General features: G+C 65.4%; 13 protein-coding genes and 1 tRNA gene. 8 read left to right on the top strand and 6 right to left on the bottom strand.

Translation table 11 applies throughout. From position 1 onward, the window contains the following. Positions 1–63: 63 nt before the first annotated feature. The 6 genes from murJ to rplU form a co-directional block, all read right to left on the bottom strand. Positions 64–1,587 carry a murein biosynthesis integral membrane protein MurJ gene (gene murJ / locus OCT48_RS01610; protein WP_263592554.1) on the bottom strand — a complete coding sequence of 508 codons (1,524 nt, stop codon included), beginning with the start codon at positions 1,585–1,587 and terminating at the stop codon, positions 64–66. Positions 1,588–1,798: 211 nt separating this feature from the next. Then, on the bottom strand, positions 1,799–2,065 hold the full coding sequence (gene rpsT, locus OCT48_RS01605; protein WP_263591029.1) for a 30S ribosomal protein S20: 267 nt from the start codon (positions 2,063–2,065) through the stop codon (positions 1,799–1,801). A gap of 222 nt (positions 2,066–2,287) precedes the next feature. Next, entirely contained in the window at positions 2,288–3,427 is a 1,140-nt protein-coding gene (gene proB / locus OCT48_RS01600) for a glutamate 5-kinase (protein WP_263591028.1), read from the bottom strand. A 42-nt stretch (positions 3,428–3,469) separates the two neighbouring features. Beyond that, complete coding sequence (cgtA, locus tag OCT48_RS01595) at positions 3,470–4,657, bottom strand: Obg family GTPase CgtA (RefSeq protein WP_263591027.1); 1,188 nt, start codon at positions 4,655–4,657, stop codon at positions 3,470–3,472. 85 nt (positions 4,658–4,742) lie between these two features. After that, positions 4,743–5,000, bottom strand: coding sequence for a 50S ribosomal protein L27 (gene rpmA, locus OCT48_RS01590; protein ID WP_097790539.1), 258 nt, complete (start codon positions 4,998–5,000; stop codon positions 4,743–4,745). A gap of 34 nt (positions 5,001–5,034) precedes the next feature. Continuing rightward, on the bottom strand, positions 5,035–5,346 hold the full coding sequence (gene rplU, locus OCT48_RS01585; protein WP_183384360.1) for a 50S ribosomal protein L21: 312 nt from the start codon (positions 5,344–5,346) through the stop codon (positions 5,035–5,037). Between the two features lie 305 nt (positions 5,347–5,651). Between rplU and ispB the strand changes: the two genes are divergently transcribed. The 8 genes from ispB (at position 5,652) to OCT48_RS01545 (ending at position 18,804) form a co-directional block, all read left to right on the top strand. Then, positions 5,652–6,659, top strand: a complete 1,008-nt coding sequence (gene ispB, locus OCT48_RS01580; RefSeq protein ID WP_263591026.1) for an octaprenyl diphosphate synthase — start codon at positions 5,652–5,654, stop codon at positions 6,657–6,659. 86 nt (positions 6,660–6,745) lie between these two features. Further along, positions 6,746–6,822 (top strand) — tRNA-Pro (locus OCT48_RS01575). A 690-nt stretch (positions 6,823–7,512) separates the two neighbouring features. Next, complete coding sequence (locus OCT48_RS01570) at positions 7,513–8,337, top strand: hypothetical protein (protein ID WP_263591025.1); 825 nt, start codon at positions 7,513–7,515, stop codon at positions 8,335–8,337. Next, positions 8,324–8,875, top strand: coding sequence for a DUF1788 domain-containing protein (locus tag OCT48_RS01565; protein WP_263591024.1), 552 nt, complete (start codon positions 8,324–8,326; stop codon positions 8,873–8,875). The genes OCT48_RS01570 and OCT48_RS01565 overlap by 14 nt, the downstream gene beginning before the upstream one ends. 50 nt (positions 8,876–8,925) lie before the next feature. Further along, on the top strand, positions 8,926–12,360 hold the full coding sequence (gene brxC / locus OCT48_RS01560; protein WP_263591023.1) for a BREX system P-loop protein BrxC: 3,435 nt from the start codon (positions 8,926–8,928) through the stop codon (positions 12,358–12,360). Between the two features lie 14 nt (positions 12,361–12,374). Beyond that, positions 12,375–14,087 carry an RNA-binding domain-containing protein gene (locus OCT48_RS01555; protein WP_263591022.1) on the top strand — a complete coding sequence of 571 codons (1,713 nt, stop codon included), beginning with the start codon at positions 12,375–12,377 and terminating at the stop codon, positions 14,085–14,087. 104 nt (positions 14,088–14,191) lie between these two features. Continuing rightward, positions 14,192–17,662: a BREX-1 system adenine-specific DNA-methyltransferase PglX gene (locus OCT48_RS01550; RefSeq protein WP_263591021.1), complete on the top strand. Its 3,471-nt coding sequence runs from the start codon at positions 14,192–14,194 to the stop codon at positions 17,660–17,662. 35 nt (positions 17,663–17,697) lie between these two features. Further along, complete coding sequence (locus OCT48_RS01545) at positions 17,698–18,804, top strand: hypothetical protein (protein WP_263591020.1); 1,107 nt, start codon at positions 17,698–17,700, stop codon at positions 18,802–18,804. Positions 18,805–18,817 lie beyond the last annotated feature (13 nt).

Raw genomic sequence — 18,817 nt, 5'->3', positions numbered from 1 at the left:
TCCGAAGTCATTACCTCAGCCAGCATAGACGCTCCCGGCAGGCCTGAAAGGCGAGGGAAGTGGCTATCCTCGCATCCGGAAGTGGCGCAGGCGGACGCCGAAGGCGGCCAGCCAGGCGAAGTAGACCAGCGCGCCGGCCACCACCAGCAGCGCCAGCCAGCCGATCCGGTGCCACAGCGACCAGTCGAGCCAGGCCTGCCAGGCGGGCGACAGCCAGGCCAGCCCCAGCCCCATCACCACGCAACCGCCGACGAGCTGAACGCCATAGCGCCCCCAGCCGGGCTGGAAGACCAGCACGCCCTGCTGGCGCAGCAGGTAGCCCAGCAGGCCGGCGTTGAGGAAGGCCGAGAGCGCGGTGGCCAGCGCCAGGCCGGCATGGGCCAGCGGCCAGATCAGGATCAGGTTGAGGACCATGTTGGCGACCATGGCGATGATGCCGACCTTCACCGGCGTCCTGGTGTCCTGGCGGGCGAAGAATCCCGGCGCCAGCACCTTGATCAGCATGAAGGCCACCAGCCCCACCGCATAGGCGCGCAGGCTCATCGCCGCCATGGCGATGTCGTGGTCGGTCATGGCGCCGTAGTGGAACAGGGTGATCAGCAGCGGCTCGGCCAGCACCACCAGCGCCAGGGCCGCCGGCAGGCCCAGCAGCAGGACGGCGCGCAGCGCCCAGTCGAGCATGGCGGCGAAGTGCTCGCCGGACCGCTCGGCGTGGCGCTTGGACAGCGCCGGCAGGATCACCGTGCCGATGGCGATGCCGAACACCCCCAGCGGCAACTCCACCAGGCGGTCCGAGTAGTACAGCCAGGACACGCTGCCCGCCGCCAGCAGCGAGGCCAGCACGGTGTCCAGCAGCAGGTTGATCTGCGACACCGAGACCCCGAACAGGGCCGGCGCCATCAGGCGCAGGATGCGCCGCACCCCCTCATGGGCGAAGCGCGGCCAGGGGCGCGGCATCAGCCCCAGCCGGGCCAGAAACGGCACCTGGAAGAGCAGCTGGGCCGCCCCGGCGATCAGCACGCCCCAGGCCAGCGCCAGGGCGGGCTCGCTCATCAGCGGCGTCAGCAAGAGGGCCGCGCCGATCAGCGAGAGGTTGAGCAGCACCGGGGTGAAGGCCGGCACCGCGAAGCGGTTCCAGGTGTTGAGCACGCTGCCGGCGAAGGCGGTCAGCGAGATCAGCAACAGGTAGGGGAAGGTCAGGCGCAGCATGTCGGCGGTGAGCGCCAGCTTCTCGGGGTCGCGCCCGAACCCCGGCGCGAAGGCCCACACCAGCCAGGGGGCCGCCAGCATGGCCAGCGCCGTGATCAGCAGCAGCACGGCGGCGAGGCTGCCGGCCACGGCATCGAGCAGTTCGCGCACCTCCTCCCGGGTGCGCCGGGTGGCATACTCCGAGAGCACCGGCACGAAGGCCTGGTTGAAGGCGCCCTCGGCGAACAGCCGGCGCAGGAAGTTGGGGACCTTGAAGGCCACGAAGAAGGCATCCGCGCCCTGGCCGGCCCCGAACAGGGCGGCGATCACCACGTCGCGGGCCAGGCCCATCACCCGGGAGAGCATGGTCATGGCACTGACGATCACCCCCGAGCGCATCAGCCCGCCGCCGCCGGGGGCGACCGCACGGGCCGACTCGTCGCACGTCGCCGGGGGGCTGTCGGAGGCTTGCTGAGGATCGGGGTCGGTCACCGCGCTCTTCCTTGCCAGACCTGTGGGGATGTCATCGGGCACAAAAAAACCGGCCGCAGCCGGTTTTTCGATGGTGTGCCCACGTCAGGCGCAGGCACCCATTAGGCGTCCGACGCGCTTACGCTGCCAGGGCCTTGATGCGCTTGTTCAGGCGGCTCTTCAGGCGTGCGGCCTTCTTCTTGGACAGCACGTCCTTGTCGGCGATACGGTCGATGACCGGCTGCGCCTGCTTGAAGGCATCCATGGCCTGGGCGTGGTCACCGCCCTTGATGGCAGTGATGACGCGCTTGACGTAGGTGCGGACCATGCTGCGCTGGCTCGCCTTCAGGACACGACGGCCTTCTGCCTGACGGGCGCGCTTGCGGGCTTGCTTGCTGTTAGCCACTGACTGTCTCCTTGGAGAAAGTTGTCACCGCCGACTCGGGCGGCTTTTGATAACGGTTTGATCCAACAGGGAAATCGAGAAACCCCCGTCGGCTTGGCCATCCGGCCGACTGCGGCTCGGGGACGCAGTCGCTACGGGCCGTGTCTGAGAGGATGGCGTATCCTATCACGCGACCCGGCGGCTTGCCAGCCTCGCCATGGGCCAGCCCGCGTCACGCCTGGCCTAGAGCACCACCAGGTTGTCGCGATGAATGAGTTCCGGGGCCTCCATGTAGCCGAGGATGGCCTCGATGCGATGACTGGGCTGACCCAGCAGCCGCTGCGCCTCGTCGGCGCCATAGTTGACCAGCCCCTTGGCCACCCGCTGCCCCTGCTCGTCGACGCAGAGCACCATGTCGCCCCTCACGAAGTCGCCGGACAGTGCCTTGACCCCCACCGGCAGCAGGCTCGAGCCGCTGCCGCGCAGCACCTTCACCGCCCCGGCATCCAGGGTCAGGCTGCCGCGCACCTGGAGCTGCCCCGCCAGCCAGCGCTTGCGCGCCGCCATGGGCGCCCGCTCGGGGGTGAGCAACGTGCCCAGGCGCTCGCCATCGGCCAGCCGCTGCAGCACGGCCGACTGGCGGCCACTGGCGATGACGGTGACCGCGCCGGAGCGGGCCGCCAGCCGGGCCGCCCGCACCTTGGTCGCCATGCCGCCTCGCCCCAGCGCCCCGCCCCCGCCGGCCACCGCGGCCAGCCGGGCGTCGTCGGCGCGCCCCTCGGCGATCAGCCGGGCATGCGGGTCGTGGCGCGGATCGGCGTCGAAGAGCCCCTCCTGGTCGGTGAGGATGACCAGGGCGTCGGCCTCCAGCAGGTTGGCCACCAGGGCGCCGAGGGTGTCGTTGTCGCCGAAGCGGATCTCGTCGGTGACCACGGTGTCGTTCTCGTTGACCACCGGCACCACCCGCATGTCCACCAGGGTGCGCAGCGCCGAGCGGGCATTGAGATAGCGCTTGCGGTTCGAGAGGTCGTCATGGGTCAGCAGGACCTGGGCGGTGATCAGGCCGTGGCGGGCGAAGTGGCCCTCATAGCACTCGGTGAGGCCGTTCTGGCCCACCGCGGCGGCGGCCTGCAGGGCGTGCACCGCCGAGGGACGCACCTGCCAGCCCAGCCGTACCATGCCCGCGGCCACGGCGCCGGACGATACCAGCACCACCTCCACGCCGCGCCGGTGCAGCGCGGCGATCTGGTCGACCCAGCCGCCGATGGCGGCCTCGTCGAGGCCACGGCCATCGTTGGTCAGCAGGGCACTGCCGATCTTCACCACGACCCGCCGCATGGCCTTGAGGGCCTCGCGGCCGGGCACCTGCTCGTTGCTCACCATCCTTCCCTCGACTCGACCGTGTCTACCGCTTCCCTTCGACCCTCAAGGGGCGTATTCGACCTCGACATCATAATCATCGTCGTCAAAGTCGTCGTCATCCTCGTCGTCACGCTTGCGCTTGCGACCCAGGCGCGCCTCGGTGCGCGCCACCGCCTCGTCCTCCATGCGATGGCGCATCTCGCGCTCGCGCTCGGCGGCCTCCTCGTCCTCGTTCTCCAGCTGGCGCTGCTCGGTCAGCCAGCGATAGGCCGCCTGCACCAGGGCCTCGGTGCCCTCGCCGCTGATCGCCGAGACACGGAACACCGGGCCTTCCCAGCCCAGGCGCCGCACGATCTCGTCGGCCGCCGCCTCGCGCTCCTCCGCCGGCAGCAGGTCGAGCTTGTTGAGCACCAGCCAGCGCGGTCGCTCGGCCAGCGTCGGCGAGAACTGCCCCAGCTCGTGGACGATGGCCTCGGCGGCTGCCACCGGGTCGGACTCGTCGAAGGGCGCCACGTCGACGACGTGGAACAGCAGCCGGGTGCGGGTCAGGTGTTTGAGGAAGCGCAACCCCAGGCCCGCGCCGTCGGAGGCGCCCTCGATCAACCCGGGGATGTCGGCCATCACGAAGTGCTCATGCTGGCCGATCTTCACCACGCCGAGGTTCGGCACCAGGGTGGTGAAGGGATAGTTGGCCACCTTGGGCTTGGCCGCCGAGACCGAGCGAATCAGCGTCGACTTGCCGGCGTTGGGCAGCCCCAGCAGGCCGACATCGGCCATCACCTTCATCTCGAAGCGCAGGTTGCGCCGCTCGCCCTCGGTGCCCGGCGTGGTGCGTCGCGGCGCGCGGTTGGTGGAGGACTTGAAGTGAATGTTGCCGAGCCCCCGGCGGCCGCCCTGGGCCACCAGCACGACCTGGCCGATCTCGGTGACGTCGGCGATCACCTCGAGGGTGTCCTCGTCGATCACCGTGGTGCCGACGGGCACCTTGACGTGCAGGTCGTCGCCGGCCCGCCCGCTCATCTGCCGGCCCTGGCCGGGCTGGCCATTCTGCGCCTTGTAGAAGCGCTGGTACTTGAAGTCGATGAGGGTATTGAGGGCATCGTCACCGATCAGGTAGACGCTGCCGCCGTGGCCGCCATCCCCGCCGTCGGGACCGCCCTTGGGCACGTACTTCTCGCGGCGGAAGCTCAGGCAGCCGTTGCCGCCCTTGCCGGCTTCCACGATGATCGAGGCTTCGTCGACGAACTGCATCTGTCACTCTCCTGGCGGTGCATGCCGCCATGATACAAGAAGGCCCCGCCATGGCGGGGCCTTCTCGCGACAAGTCGTGGCGGTCTCAGGCGGAGACGACGCTCACGAACTTGCGGTTTTTCGGGCCCTTGGTCTCGAACTTGACCACGCCTTCGTCCAGGGCGAACAGGGTGTGGTCCTTGCCGATACCGACGCCGGTGCCGGCGTGGAACTTGGTGCCACGCTGACGGACGATGATGTTGCCCGGGGTCACGGCCTGACCGCCGAACAGCTTCACGCCAAGGCGCTTGGATTCGGAATCGCGACCGTTACGTGTGGAGCCCGCTGCCTTCTTATGAGCCATTGCAAATACCTCGCTCGTTCAGGGGAACTGACGCTTACGCGGAGATCCCGGTGATCTTGACTTCAGTGAACCACTGGCGGTGGCCCTGACGCTTCATGCTGTGCTTGCGACGACGGAACTTGATGATGGTGACCTTGTCGCCACGGCCGTGGGAGACGACCTCGGCCGCCACCTTGGCACCGTCGACGGTCGGGGCGCCGACCTTGACGTCGTCATCGCTGCCCACCAGCAGGACCTCATCGAACTCGATGGTGTCGCCGGTCGGCACTTCCAGCTTCTCGAGCTTGAGAGTCTGGCCTTCCTGAACGCGGTACTGCTTGCCACCGCTCTTGATAACTGCGTACATGCTTGTCTCTCCGGTACTCATCGGGGTTGGCTCTTCATCGGCCTGCTTCGAGTGGCGCCCCTTCCGGCAACCATCTGACAGGGAGCGAGATGAGTGGGTCGCGGATTATAACCGCACCGCCCCGGCCACACAACCCGCAACCCGCCCCGCTCGCCGGCAGGCCGGCCGGGGCTGACGCCCGGACGGCGCCTGCCTTGACGCCCCCCCGGGGGGCCCATAGCATGACCGGCAACCCCAGGCCGGTGCGACAGGCGAAGACGCCCGTTCCGGCCCCCACCTATTTTCTCTTCGTCGATACCGCCTCCATGCCAGCCACCCCTTCGTCGCCACAGCTAGACGCCGCCATCCCCGCATCGCCCATCCATGCGGTGGTCGCCGAGGACTTCGCCGCGGTCAACCGGACCATCCTGACGCAGCTGGCCTCGCGGGTGCCGCTGGTGGAGACCATCGGGCAATACATCATCGGGAGCGGCGGCAAGCGGCTGCGTCCACTGCTGGTCCTGCTGGCCGCCCGCTCGCTGGGTTACCAGGGCGACCGCCACGTGACGCTCGCCACCCTCATCGAGTTCATGCACACCTCGACCCTGCTCCACGACGACGTGGTGGACGAGTCCCGCATGCGGCGAGGCAAGGCCACCGCCAACAACGCCTGGGGCAATGCCCCCTCGGTGCTGGTCGGCGACTTCCTCTACTCCCGCTCCTTCCAGATGATGGTGGACGTGGGCTCGATGAAGATCATGGAGGTGCTCTCGGCGGCCACCTGCACCATCGCCGAGGGCGAGGTGCAGCAGCTGACCAACGTCGGCAACCCCGACGTCGACGAGGACGCCTACTTCGAGACCATCCAGGGCAAGACCGCCATGCTCTTCGAGGCGGCCTCCCACAGCGGCGCGATCATCGCCGACGCCACGCCGGAGCAGGAGGCCGCCCTGCAGGCCTACGGCCGCTACCTGGGCCTGGCCTTCCAGCTGATCGACGACCTCCTCGACTACCAGGGCGACGCCGAGGCCATGGGCAAGAACGTCGGCGATGACCTGGCCGAGGGCAAACCGACCCTGCCGCTGATCCAGGCCATGGCCGCGGGCACGCCCGACCAGGCCAAGGTGGTGCGCCACGCCATCCGCCAGGGCGGCCTGGAACAACTCGACGCGGTGCTGGCCATCGTCAACGACACCGGCGCGCTCGACTACACCCGTGCCCGGGCCGAGGAGATGTCGGCCAAGGCCCTGGCCCAGCTCGATCTTCTGCCCGAGTCCGCCTTCCGCGACAGCATGGCCGATCTGGCCCGCCTCGCCGTGAATCGGCACAACTGAGGATGCGCGGCGAGCCTGAAACGGGGCTTGCATCACCCCAACGAACACGTATAATGCGTCTCCGTTGAGGCGACAGCCCAACGCATCGGAGTATAGCTCAGCTTGGTAGAGCGCTGCCTTCGGGAGGCAGAGGTCGTAGGTTCGAATCCTGCTACTCCGACCAAGAACATCAGTAAAAACCGCCACTTACGGATCATGCCGGGTGGCGGTTTTTCGTTGTCTACGCGTTAGGTTCCATATAGGTTCCAGGCATCTGCAACATACAGCCACCAGCAGCCACACCACTCGACCCGAACCTGCAACCTCACGACGTTGCGCCAGCGGGCAGCGCACCTGGCTTCGCCCCGTCAGTTCGGAATGGCGCGCTACTTTCCTGCCGGCGTGATGGACCCACCGTTCGCCACCCCCCACGCCTACGCGCCTTGGCAGAAGAGACGCCGAGGGACACTGTAGCGGATTAGGGTGCGCATCCACTTGGCGCTCCAGTCGCATGCCTGAGGCGAAGCAAGTCGGCGACGCCCTCTGGGCCCTGCATCGACTCCCCTAAGCACCTGATAACTGGATACCTTATATCCAGGCTGCGCCCTCCCGAAGGTCACAGAGGGCTCCATTCTCCTGTTGCCGGGGCAGTTTTTCGTGACGCCTGATACTCCGCCAGAGCATCTATAGCCAGTGTTATTCCGTTACAATCGCTCGAACAGGATTTCAATCGCCCTCACCTGACTCAGCGGAGCACCACATATGGAGGAAAAATGGCGTCCTGCCGACGAAGTCGGTACCTCCTTCGGGAGAACCAGCCGCGAGGTGAACGACTCGGTCCGCAACGGTGGTGCCAGCGAAGGCAGCAAATCCGATGCATGACCAGGCCACCCTCAAGCGGCTGGGCTTCATGACCCAGCAGGGCAGCACTCACACCGCTCGCACCATCATGCTCAGCGAGCTGAATACCTTGTTCGACCATGTCGCGGCAGAAGCCAGCAAGGCTGAGTATCTGGCTGCCATCCGTGATGCCAACTGCCTCGGCAAACGCTCCGGCCGCAGCCGGAAGCTGACGGCCAGCCACCTGGCCGAGCTCTATGGCCTCGACCCCGCCAACCCGATCCATGCCGGCCTGCGCTACTTCTGGTCGCGTGACGAGGCCGCACGCCCCCAGCTCGCCCTGCTGGCGGGGGCCGCTCGAGACTCCCTGCTCCGGGATCTCGCCCCGGCCATACTCGCCAAGCCGCTCGGCACCTCGATCACCCGCGAATCGGTCGAGCAGGCCATCGAGCAGCACTGGCCGGGGCGCTTCAGCACTGTCACTCGGGAGTCCATCGCCCAGCGAGTGAACAGCAGCCTGGTACAGGTGGGCTACTTGCTTGGCCCCGTCAAGAAGTTGCGCGTCCACCTGGAGCCTGCGACGGGTGCCGTCGCCTTTGCACTCTATCTTGCGTGGCTGCAGGGTGGCCGGGGCGAGCTGCTGCTGCAGAGCCCCTGGTGCAAGCTGCTGGACGCCAGCCAGGACCGCCTGCTGGAGCTGGCAGCCCAAGCCTCGGCCAAGGGCTGGATGGTGATGCGCCGGGTCGACAACGTGGTGGATCTCGACTTCCCTGCCCTGGCCTCGGTGGTCACCCAGGCCCTGACGTCCACCGAACCCGCGACGGCCTCTCAGCAGGAGATCTTCCATGAGCAAAGTTAAGCGTCTGATCGAGTCCTACGGCCGCTTCATTGCCCTGCCCTGGCGCGACGATGCCGCCGCCGCCCAGCGGGTGATCTTCTGCGTCTACCCGGAAACCGAGGAGCTGCGCGTCCGTGCCAACCTGGGTGAATTCGAGCTGACCACTCGCCAGAACGGCCATGAGTGGATGGCCTTCGACCTCACCGACACCTTCGCCCTGTGGATGGCCGAGCAGAAATATGCCAAAGGGTACTTCAGATCGCCGGCCAAGCTGGCTACGGTGATACATCGCTACCTGGACTGGCTGGAGGCCCGCTTCACCGCCGAGCTGTCCACCCAGGGGGCTGGCGACAACCACGTCGTCATGCTCTACGGCGTGGGCAGCCTGTTCGGCATGCTCAAGGTCAAGGAGGTCGTCGACCGCCTGGCCCCCCACGTCAGTGGACGCCTGGCCGTACTGTTCCCGGGCAGCTTCGAGAACAACAACTACCGGCTGCTGGACGGCTACGACGGCTGGAACTACCTAGCCACGCCCATCACCGCCGACGGCGCTCGCTGAGCCGCCGCACCGCACGAATTCGAATTTCGCTTCCGCAGGGGAAAGGACGCATGCGCAACCGCGATATCTACGCCAAGGATCCAGCCCAGCAACGCCTGGAAAACCAAGGTGTTGCCTACGTCAACGACGACACCAGCAGCCGAGGCCAGAAGGTGCTGCGCTACGAGCTGGAGACCTTCGTCTGCGACGGTCAGTACGCCAGGGGCATGCAGGACATCCTGGACACCTACCTGCGCAACCTGAGCGGCGGTGCCTCACAGCAGCCCGGCGTATGGATCAGCGGTTTCTTCGGTTCGGGCAAGTCGCACATGGCCAAGATGCTGCGCAACCTGTGGGAAGACGTCACCCTCGACGACGGCGCCACCGCCCGAGGCCTCGTTCACTTGCCTCAGGAGATCCAGGACCTGTTCAAGGAGCTCTCCACCCAGGGCAAGCGCCACGGCGGCCTGTTCGCCGCGTCCGGCACGCTGGGGGCGAGCTCTCGCGACAAGAGCGTGCGCCTGGCACTGCTCTCAGTGATTTTCCGCGCCGCCGGCCTTCCCCAGCAGTATCCCGTGGCTCGCTTCGTGATGTGGCTGCGCGACGAGGGCATCCTCGACCAGGTGCGCGACGACGTCACTAGCCGGGGCGACGACTGGCAGGAGGAGCTCGATAACTTCTACGTCGCCGAATCGCTGCACGAGGCCCTGGTCCAGGCCAAGCCGAGGATCTTCAGCAGCGTGGAGTCCTGCGCCGAGACCCTCAGCCACCTCTACCCTCACGTCAACGACATCAGCAGCGACGAGATGCTCAAGGCCATCCGCCAGGCACTGAGTCGCGACGGCAAGATGCCGCTCACCCTGGTGGTGCTGGACGAGGTGCAGCAGTACATCGGCACCGATGGGCAGCGCTCCATCGATGTACAGGAAGCGGTAGAAGCCTGCTGCAAGGAGATCGGCAGCCGGCTGATGTTCATCGGTACCGGCCAGACCGCCATCACCGGCACCAGCAACCTGGCGCGCCTGCAGGGCCGCTTCACCACCCGCATCGAGCTTTCCGATGCCGACGTCGATGCCGTTATCCGTCAGGTGGTGCTGGCCAAGAAGCCCGAAGCCAAGGCGCCCGTCACCGAGGTGATGGAGAGCAACTTGGGCGAGATCTCTCGTCACCTCGCCGAGACCTCCATCGCCCATCGCCATGAGGACACCCGCCACTTCGCCCAGGACTATCCCATCCTGCCGGTGCGTCGCCGCTTCTGGGATGCCGCCCTGCGCGTGCTGGACCAGACTGGTACCGACAGCCAGCTGCGCAACCAGCTCAGCATGATCCACAAGGCGATCCAGACCAACCTGGACGCGCCGCTGGGCAACATCATCCCCGGCGACTACCTCTACTTCGACGCCACCGACAAGCTGCTGCAGTTCCGCATGCTGCCGCGCAAGCTTCACGACGCCACCCAGCAATGGCGGAGTGGAAGCGAAGACGAGCAACTGATGGCCCGGGCCTGCGCCGTGGTGTTCCTGATCAACAAGGTCGCCAGCACCAACACCGAGCTTGGCCTGCACCCCACCCTGGCCAATATTGCCGACCTGCTGGTCGACGACCTCAAGGCCGGCAGCAGCTCGCTGCGCGGACGCCTGCCGGGTCTCCTCGACGAGTGCGAATTCATCATCAAGGTGGAAGACGAATACCGCATCCAGACCGAGGAGAGCGCCGCCTGGAACGATGCCTTCCTCTCCCACAAGAGCACCCTAGGCAACGCTACCCACCAGATCGAGGCCGAGCGCGACGACCTGATCCGCCAGCACTTCGCCAAGCAGGTCGGCAACCTCACGGTGAACCACGGCGAGTCCAAGGTGCCGCGCCCGCTGTCGCCGGTCTTCGACGTGACGCTGCCCAAGGATGCCGCCGAGAGGCTCTACGTGTGGGTGCGCAACGGCTGGTCGGACGACATTAGCCAGGTACGCGCCGACGCGCGCCAGGCAGGGTCGGAGTCCCCCACCCTGTTCGTGTTCATCCCCAAGCGCTCCGCCGATGAGCTACGCAACCAGCTGATCGAGTTCAAGGCCGCCAGCGCTACCCTGGAGACCCGCGGCACTCCCGGCACTCCCGAAGGGGAAGAAGCACGGGCCGCCATGCAGACCACCCGCGATGCCGCCCAGCGGCGCATCCGCGAGCTGCTGGACGAAGCCTTCAACGGCGCCCAGGTGTTCCAGGGCGGCGGTAACGAGATCGTCGGTGCCACCCTGCGTGAGGCCATTCAGGAAGGCGCCGAGAACGCGCTCGCTCGCCTGCATCCCAAGTTTCACCTGGCCGACCACGCCGGCTGGGACAAGGTCTACACCAAGGCCAAGCAGGGCGCTCCCGATGCTCTTAAGGCCGTAGGCTTTGAGGGCGAACCCCAGAGCCACGCCGTCTGCAAGGCGATCCAGAGCTACCTCGGCAACGGCAAGAAGGGCAGCGAGATCCGTGATCACTTCGAGCATGGCGACTACGGCTGGCCCCAGGACGCCATCGATGGCGCCCTGCAGGTGCTGCTGGTCGCCGGCCAGATCCGTACCGCCGATGGCACCGCACCCCAGGAGCTCGAACGCCGCGCCATCGGCAAGACCGAGTTCCGCATCGAGGCCACCACCATCTCGGCGGGGGAGCGCATCAAGATCCGCAAGGTGATGCAGAAGCTTGGTGTGCAGGCCAAGTCTGGCGAGGAGTCGGCCAAGGCGCCGGAGTTTGCCGACAAGCTCCGCTCCCTGGCCGAACAGGCGGGTGGCGAACCGCCGGCTCCGGAGGCCCCCCACCTGGATGCCCTGGAAGCCGTGCGTACCAGCAGTGGCAACGACCAGCTCAAGGCCATCGTCAGCAACCAGGCCGAGCTGCTGGCCGCCATCGACGAGTGGCAGGCCACCGCCGAGAAGATCCAGCAGCGCCGCCCCGCCTGGGCCACGCTCAAGCGCCTGGCCGACCACGCCAGGAGCCTGCCCGACGCCGAGCCGTTGCTGGCCCAGGTCAGCCAGATCCGCGAGCACCGCTCGCTGCTGGATGATCCGGACCCCGTCCAGCCCCTGCTGGCCAACCTCACCCAGCAGTTCCGCGACACCTTCAACGAGCTGCAGCAGCGCTACAACGATGAGCATGCCGCCGGCATGCAGCGCCTGGAGGCGGACGACAACTGGCAGCAGCTCTCGCCGGACCAGCGCCACGACCTGCTGGCCGCCAAGCGCCTGACGGCCCACGACGCCCCCGAGATCACCCTCGGTGGCACCGACCAGGTGCTGGAAACCCTAAACCATGTGCGCCCCGACGCCCTAGCCGACCGCATCGCCGCGCTGTCCAGTCGCTTTGATGAGGTTCTGGTCAAGGCAGCCGAGGAGATGGAGCCCGAGGTGCAGTTCGTCAACCTGCCGCGTCGCACCCTCAAGAGCGAAGCCGACATCGACGCCTGGCTGGAGGACGTTCGCCGTGAGCTACGTGAAGCCCTGCAGGACGGGCCGGTGATCACCCAGTAGGAGCGCAACAGTCCATGAGATCACGCCGTGACATCGAGGCGCTGCTAGAGGAACTCGAGCACTGCATCGCCGATGACCTGGAAGACCAGGACCTGGACTTCAAGCAGTGGGACACCAAGAGCCGAGACAAGGCTGTGAAGAAGGTGGTCGAGATGGCCATCTGCATGGCCAATGGCGGTGGCGGCAGCGTGGTGTTCGGCGTGGCCGACCGTATCGCTGGGCGCGAGCAAGCTGTCCTGGGCGTTCCGCCGGAAGTCGACGTTAATATCCTGAAACGGGCCGTCTACGACCAGACCGACCCGCACATCACCCCGGTATTCGAAGAGCTCCACGTGCCGGAGGGCACCGGTCGCGTACTAATCATGCAGGTTTACCCGGGCATGCCGCCCCATACCGACACCAAGGGTGGCGGCACCATACGTATCGGCAAGGACTGCCAACCGCTCACCGGTACCCAGCGTCGCAAGATCGGCGTGGAGACCGGCGATACCGATTACACCGCCGAGACGCTTGGCCCCGTCGACGATGCCCTGTTCTCGCCCGTTGCCCTGGAGGCACTGCGCAACCTCGCTCAGCGTGAAAGAGCCCCCGACGAACTCCTGCGTCGCTCCGACCGGGAACTGCTCGATACCCTGGGACTGATTCGCAAGGGGCAGGTGACCCGCGCCGCCATCCTGCTGGCCGGTACCGAAGAGGCCCTGCGCGAGCATGTGCCCGGGCACCTGTGGACCTTCCTGCAGATGCGCTCCGATACCGAATACGGCATACGCGAGGACCGCGTCAGCGCCCTGCCGCTATCAGTGCAGCGCATCGAGGAGCTGATGGTGCCCTTCAACCCCATCACCACCGTGCAGCAGGGCATGTTCCACTTCGAGTACCGCACCTGGCCCGAGGTCGCGGTTCGCGAGGCGCTGATGAATGCCTTCTGTCACGGAGACCTGCGCCTTGCCGGCCCCGTGATGGTCAAGCTCTATCCCCATCGCCTGGAGGTCAGCAACAACGGTGGCTTTATCGCTGGGATCAGCGAAAACAACATCCTCCACCACCAGCCAGCCGCCCGTAACCCTCTTCTGGTCGATGCACTGGTCAAGCTGCGCCTTGTCAACCGCAGCAACCTCGGGATCAGCCGCATGTTTGAGGCCATGCTAATGGAAGGCAAGGAGCCCCCGGTGATCCGCGAGATCGGCGACTCCGTCGCGGTGATCTTCCACAAGCGGGAGATCAATGCAGCGTTTCGGCAGTTCGTGGCCGAAGAGAACGAGCGCGGCCGCAGCCTCGGGGTCGATCAGCTGCTGCTGCTGCAGTATTTCCTGCAGCACCCCGAGGTGGATACCGGCACAGCGGCGGGGCTCTGTCAGCGCACCGAGCCGGAAACCCGCGAGCTGCTCGCCGATATGGAGCGACAGGGCTACGTGGAGCATGGCGGTAGCGGCCGTGGGGCCTACTGGAGCATTCACCCAGAGCTCTATGCGCGCCTTCGTGCCGATGGCAATGCGGAAACACGCCGCCGCATCGACTGGGATGCCGCCAAGACCCGGGTACTCAGCATCCTGATCGAACGCGCCAGGCGCGGCGAGGCGGGTCTCACCAACAAGGAAATCCGCCAGATCACCCGCTTCGACCGCAACCACGCCTATCGCTTGATGCGCGAGCTACGGGAAGAGAACCCGCAGATCCAGCCCCCCGGAAAGGGCAAGCACGCCCGTTACGAATACCGCAATACGTAGCGCAATGCGCTGCGCATTAGATTGAGCATTAAACGCCGCCCAATGCGCACAGCAATGCTTACGTGCAAATGGATACGCATTCGCAGGGTTAAAAGGACAGCAGCATGCAGCCACTCGACAAGACACTCCGCAACCGGCTCGACCGCACCGTGCGCAAGGCTCGCCCGGTGGCCGAACAGGCCGCCGAGGCCGCCCTGGAGCAGCTTGGCGTCGGCGAGGAAACCCCGCCCAGCTATCTGAGTGACGACCAGCGCGCCCTGCGCCGCCGACTGCGCGCTCACGCCCGTAGCCTCGGCGACCCCCTCAAGGAGGGCGCCCAGGCGGTCACCCGGCTGATGGGCGAGATCGCCTACGAGCACTGGCACCGCATGCTGTTCGCCCGCTTCCTGGCCGAGAACGAGCTGCTGATGTATGACGGCGTGGCCATCACCCTGGAGGAGTGCGAGGAGCTGGCCGAAGAAGAGGCCGAACAGGGCCAGCGCACCAGCGGCTGGGCCCTGGCCGCCCGGCTGGCCAGCACCATGCTGCCCCAGGTGTTCCGCGTCGACAGCCCGGTGTTCGAGCTGACCCTGGCCGCCGAATACCAGCGAGACCTTGAGGGCCTGCTAATTGACTTGCCCGCGGAGGTCTTCCACGCCAGTGACAGCCTGGGCTGGGTCTACCAGTTCTGGCAGACCGACAACAAGGAGCGCATCAACCGCTCCGAGGTGAAGATCGGCGCCGACGAGCTGCCCGCCGTCACCCAGCTATTCACCGAGCCCTATATGGTCAGCTTCCTGCTGGATAACAGCCTGGGCGCCTGGTGGGCGGCCCGCCGCCTGTCGGACACCGACCTGGCCAGCGCCGAGAGCGAGCAGGAGCTGCGCGACAAGGCCAGCCTGCCCGGCGTGCCGCTGGAGTACCTGCGCTTCGTCAAGGACGAGGAGACCGGCAACTGGATCCCTGCCGCGGGCACCTTCGATGCCTGGCCGCAAAGCCTCGCCGAGCTCAAGACCCTGGACCCCTGCTGCGGCAGCGGCCACTTCCTGGTCGCCGCCCTGCTGATGCTGGTGCCCATGCGCATGGAGCTGGAGGGCCTCAGCGCCCGCGACGCCGTGGATGCCGTGCTGCGCGACAACCTGCACGGCCTGGAGATCGACCAGCGCTGCGTGGAGCTCGCCGTCTTCGCCCTGGCCCTCACCGCCTGGCGCTATCCGGAAGCCGGCGGCTATCGCTCATTGCCCGAGCTGCACCTGGCCTGCTCCGGCCTGCCCATCAGCGTGGCCAAGGAGGAGTGGAAGGCCCTCGGGCTCGGAAAGAAAAACCTCACCATCGCCCTGGACTGGCTCTACGACAGCTTCAAGGATGCCCCCATCCTCGGCAGCCTGCTCGACCCCACCCGCACCAGCGCCGCCAAGATCGCCCAGTGGGACGAGCTCTCCGAAGCGCTGAATCAGGCGCTCTCTCAAGAAAGTGCCCAGGAAAGCAGCGACGAGCAGCATGAAACAGCCGTGACCGCTCAGGGCCTGGCCAAGGCCGCGACTCTGCTAGGGGATCGTTACCACTGGGTAATTACCAATGTGCCTTATCTCTCACGTACTAAGCAGCATCCCAAGCTCAAAACCTTCTGCGCCGACTACTACCCGGCCGCCAAGAATGATCTTGCAACGGTCTTTCTCGATCGCTGCCTGGAGCTCTGCGTGGAGGGCGGCACCACCAGCAATGTGCTGCCGCAGAACTGGCTATTCCTGGCTAGTTACAAAAAATTCCGGGAAAAACTACTTCAGAACGACATTTGGCATTTGATTGCGCGGCTGGGGCCCGGCGCCTTCGAGACCATTAGTGGCGAAGTGGTCAAGGCGATTCTGGTCAATATTAGCAGTGGGAGTGGCACGGGGCAGTCAGTGGGTCTGCTGCACTCGGATTGTCAGGATAACTGGATTCGAGGAGTTGATGTTTCTGAACCTCGGACAGCAGCTGAAAAAGCGGATGGACTGACAACAGATAATGCAAAGAGTGTGGAGCAAAAAAAACAACTGGACAACCCAGATGCTAGATTATCCTTTGACGAGATAAGTGGAGATCTTCTGGAACAATACTCCAGCAACCACCAGGGATTATCCACAGGTGACAACCCTAGATTCAGGAGACTCCACTGGGAAATAAGATATTTTTCAGATGAATGGGTAAAAGAGCAATCAACTGTAAACAGCCATAATCTATTCGGAGGCCGTTCAGGAATATTGCTATGGGAAAATGGCGTGGGCCAACTACACCAATTTGGTCGCGAAAATGTCGCAACTCTTCACAATGTTGACCAGCGCGGAAGAGATGCTTGGGGAAAAAAGGGCATAGGAATTTCTCAGATGCAGCTGCTTCCTGCGAGCTTTTACAGCGGCCATCACTTCGATACAAACGTTGCGACTCTAATTCCTCGCGATCTAAATCATATTCCGGCAATTTGGTGCTTCTGCTCATCTGCCGCATATAACAAAGCAGTGCGTCGAATTGACCAAAAGATGAATGTAACCAATGCCACTTTGGTCAAGGTCCCCTTCGACCTCGAATACTGGACCAAAGTCGCCGAAGAGCAATACCCCCACGGTCTCCCAGAGCCCTACTCCGATGATCCCACCCAGTGGATCTTCCACGGCCACCCTTGCGGCTCGGTGATCTGGGACGAGGTCACCAAATGGACCGCCCATGGTCCGCTGCGCACTGACGATACCGTGCTGCAGGTCGCCGTGGCCCGACTGCTGGGCTATCGCTGGCCGGCGGAACTAGACCCGGAGATGGAGCTGGCCGAGGAGCAGCGCGCGTGGGTCGACCGTTGCGAGACTCTGCTCAGCCATGCCGACCGCGATGGTATCGTCTGCCTGCCCGCCGTTCGCGGCGAGCGCCGCGCCGTGGACCGCCTGGAGGCCTTGCTGGCCGACGCCTACGGCGACCAGTGGTCTGCCACCATCCGCGGCAAGCTGCTGGAGAGCGTCGACCATGCCGGCAAGGACCTGGAGAGCTGGCTGCGCGACAAGTTCTTCGCCCAGCACTGTAAGTTGTTCCAGAATCGACCCTTCATCTGGCATGTGTGGGACGGCCTCAAGGACGGCTTCTCGGCGCTGGTGAACTACCACCGGCTCGACTACAAGGCGCTGGAAACCCTCACCTACACCTACCTGGGCGACTGGATCACCCAGCAGAAGAAGCAGATCAGCGATGGCATCGACGGTGCCGAAGCCCGCCTGGCCGCCGCCGAGGCCCTGCAGAAGAGCCTGGAGCTGATCCTCGAAGGCGAAGAGCCCTACGACATCTTTGTGCGCTGGAAGCCATTGGAAGAGCAGCCCATCGGCTGGCACCCCGACCTCAACGACGGCGTGCGCCTCAATATCCGCCCCTTCCTGTCCGTTCCCGACGCCAAGAAGAAGGGTGCCGGGGTACTCGTCCACAAGCCCAACATCCACTGGAAGAAGGATCGTGGCAAGGACGTGGAATCCGCCCCCTGGTACCACCTCGGCCCCCAGTTGGGAGAGTCCAAGGGCGCCCGGATCAACGACTACCACCTCACGCTGGCGGCGAAGAAGGCGGCGAAAACATCATAAGGACAATGCGGTAACGCGCAGGGAGGCTAACAACGATGGCCAAGATCACCGATGCCATTGACCCCGGCAATGCCGGGGGCAGCGTGCTGATCCCGGAAATTCCAACAATACCCAATCGCCCTATCACCTATCAGTGCGACAAGTGCGGCGAGGTCTTCACGGAGCGTGAGGCTCGACGACAGCACATCTTCGACCACCACCCCTTCAAGCGTCCCCAGCTGCTGGTGGGTAGTCGCATGGTCAAGGAGCGGGGCGAGGTGGTAGCCAGCCCATTCCCACCGGAAGACTGGGTCATCCAGCAGGCAGAGCGCATCGAGATCGATTATCAGGCAGTGACCAGCCGCCAGGCATGCCGGCGGCTCAGCCAGCTCTCCTCGGGCTTCCACGAAGTCACCCTGACCAGCGTCGACTACTCGGTGACCTACCACATCGAATTCGATATCCCCACCGAGGCACAGCTGGCAGCGGTCGAGCAGGCCTTCAACATCTTGATCGTGAACCAGCCGCTGGAGAGCGAACGTATCGCCCAGTTCATCACGGTAGCCAAGCAGGAGGATGGCGCCAGGTACTACATCGAGGGCATCAGCGACTTCCTGTACGGCGTGCTGGCCAAGGACCAGCGTGGTGGCACGAGCCTGAACCGGGATGACTACACGGCCAAGTTCCACGCCGCCCGCGAGTCAATGCGCTTCCTGGACCACCCCCTGGCCAACCTGATCAAGGCGCTGGTCAACTTCAACGACAACGCCTTCAGCGAAGCAGAGGTGCTGGCCCCCGACGGCCAGGTCGCGACCGCCTGCCGGATGCTGAACGGTCTTCGCTCCGGCAAACACTGCCCGGCCCCTGAGACCAGGACCGTGTCCGGCCACAACCTGCCGGTGGATACCCTGACCGCCGAGATCATGCGCTTCTGCAGCCTGCCGCTCGCAGAGCAGCAGGAGCAACTGCCTCAGCTGGCGCATCTGGCCAGCAAGCGCCTGACCACTGACCATGACCGGGTGAAGATCCAGGCACTGGCCATGAATACCTGCTGGGAGGCCGGCGATCATGAGCAGGCTGTCAGCTGGGCCAGGAAGCTGCGCCACAGCCCGCTGTTCGAGGCCCTGGCCAACCGTATCATCGAGGATGTAGAGAATGACTGACTCCACAAAGGAC

Origin of the sequence: Halomonas sp. M4R1S46 (genome assembly GCF_025725685.1) — a bacterium.
Taxonomy (GTDB): Bacteria; Pseudomonadota; Gammaproteobacteria; order Pseudomonadales; family Halomonadaceae; genus Halomonas.
This window is presented reverse-complemented; position numbering and strand designations above follow the sequence as displayed.

Bases quoted from the DNA above. Each gene is read 5' to 3' on its own strand.
- OCT48_RS01545 (WP_263591020.1), top strand. From the start codon at position 17,698: ATGGCCAAGATCACCGATGCCATTGACCCCGGCAATGCCGGGGGCAGC.
- proB (WP_263591028.1), bottom strand. From the start codon at position 3,427: ATGGTGAGCAACGAGCAGGTGCCCGGCCGCGAGGCCCTCAAGGCCATG.
- ispB (WP_263591026.1), top strand. From the start codon at position 5,652: ATGCCAGCCACCCCTTCGTCGCCACAGCTAGACGCCGCCATCCCCGCA.
- rpmA (WP_097790539.1), bottom strand. From the start codon at position 5,000: ATGGCTCATAAGAAGGCAGCGGGCTCCACACGTAACGGTCGCGATTCC.
- OCT48_RS01555 (WP_263591022.1), top strand. From the start codon at position 12,375: ATGAGATCACGCCGTGACATCGAGGCGCTGCTAGAGGAACTCGAGCAC.
- rplU (WP_183384360.1), bottom strand. From the start codon at position 5,346: ATGTACGCAGTTATCAAGAGCGGTGGCAAGCAGTACCGCGTTCAGGAA.
- OCT48_RS01550 (WP_263591021.1), top strand. From the start codon at position 14,192: ATGCAGCCACTCGACAAGACACTCCGCAACCGGCTCGACCGCACCGTG.
- brxC (WP_263591023.1), top strand. From the start codon at position 8,926: ATGCGCAACCGCGATATCTACGCCAAGGATCCAGCCCAGCAACGCCTG.
- cgtA (WP_263591027.1), bottom strand. From the start codon at position 4,657: ATGCAGTTCGTCGACGAAGCCTCGATCATCGTGGAAGCCGGCAAGGGC.
- OCT48_RS01570 (WP_263591025.1), top strand. From the start codon at position 7,513: ATGCATGACCAGGCCACCCTCAAGCGGCTGGGCTTCATGACCCAGCAG.
- OCT48_RS01565 (WP_263591024.1), top strand. From the start codon at position 8,324: ATGAGCAAAGTTAAGCGTCTGATCGAGTCCTACGGCCGCTTCATTGCC.
- murJ (WP_263592554.1), bottom strand. From the start codon at position 1,587: ATGCGCTCGGGGGTGATCGTCAGTGCCATGACCATGCTCTCCCGGGTG.